The organism is Parasphingomonas zepuensis (assembly GCF_036663735.1).
Classification (GTDB): Bacteria; Pseudomonadota; Alphaproteobacteria; order Sphingomonadales; family Sphingomonadaceae; genus Sphingomonas.
The window spans coordinates 1-1,229 of sequence record NZ_JAXOJO010000050.1 but is presented as its reverse complement, the minus strand read 5'-3'; the positions used below and the strand labels follow the sequence as shown (position 1 = coordinate 1,229).

The following is a 1,229-nucleotide window of genomic DNA, read 5'->3' as shown; positions in this document are numbered from 1 at the left end:
GCTGTAATTCTTCGGGATGCGCACCAATGCCGCCGAGGATGCCGAAGACCGTCTGGATAAACAATGGCGCTTTCACCAGGCCGCGATCGTAGAAGTATTTGAGGTTGTGCAGATGCGCGGTGTCGTAGCATTCGAACTCGAAGCGTGTGTCATAGGCCGACAGCGTGATGAGCAGATGTTCGATATCCGCATATGTGTTTCGAAAGACGAGATCTCGCGAGGCTTCAAGCGCGATAGGCTCCCAATCATGCTGCCACCGGCTGAATCGGTCCAACATGGGGAACAGGCCAAAGCCCATCGTGCCCATGTTCAGCGAGGCGACCTCGGGCTGGAAACGCAGTGCCGGGCGGATGCGCTCGCCCACGCTCATCGACGGGTGTCCTCCGGTTGTCAGGTTGATGACGACATCGCTCTGCTGCCGGATCACGCCCAGAAACGGCTCAAACAGATCCGGATCCTGGTCCGGTCGTCCGTCTGCCGGATTGCGCGCATGCAGATGCACGATCGCGGCGCCCGCCTCGGCTGCGCCGACCGCTGCCTCAGCGATCTCCTCGGCACTGACCGGCAGATAAGGCGACATCGACGGCGTGTGGATCGCGCCGGTGACCGCACATGTGATGATTGTCTTGCGAATCGCTGCCATTTGGCGTCACTCCCGATCTGTTGGCTTTACTCAAAATCAAGCGGCAGCTGCGTCCCGCGAGGCGCATGCGAGCCTAGTCAGGCACATCACAAGGCGTGGCGGCAGGCGTCTTCAGGTGCGACCGTCATTGACCCGGATCATCGCGCCTGTCGGAAGGCGGGAATGATCGCTAGCCAGGTACAATGCCGTTGTTGATTTCGTCCGTCTTGCTGAAGCAGTTCATCGCGGCAACCTTACCCGGCACGAACGGAACCGCGCCGGGGCGGTCTGGTTCGCTTGCGCAAACCCGTTATTACGGGATTTGCCAGCTGTTTCGATTAATGCCTGCATTCGCGCGCGCGAATTTGACAATCTCTTCGATCTTCGGGCCGAGCACGGTCGGGTCTCGCGATGCTTCCGTCTGTGGGCCATGCTGCCAGCTTTCGATCACCGAATAACCGTTGCCCCACGCTTCGAAAATGCGGCCGCTGACTGCCTTGGATTCGCTACTCGCCAGCCAGGTGACCAGCGCGGCGATCCATTCCGGCCTGCGTCGCGCCACTTCTTCCTCGCTATACTCCCGCAGGCCCTCGGTCATACGCGTGTT

At 60.3% G+C, this 1,229-nt stretch carries 2 protein-coding genes; both read right to left on the bottom strand.

Going from position 1 to position 1,229, the window contains the following annotated elements; translation table 11 throughout:
- Positions 1–643: beta-keto acid cleavage family enzyme (locus tag U1769_RS25130; protein WP_332720888.1), on the bottom strand; the 643-nt coding region annotated here is incomplete at its 3' end.
- 292 nt (positions 644–935) lie between these two features.
- On the bottom strand, positions 936–1,229 hold a 294-nt coding region (locus U1769_RS25125; protein ID WP_443030458.1), incomplete at its 5' end, for an SDR family oxidoreductase.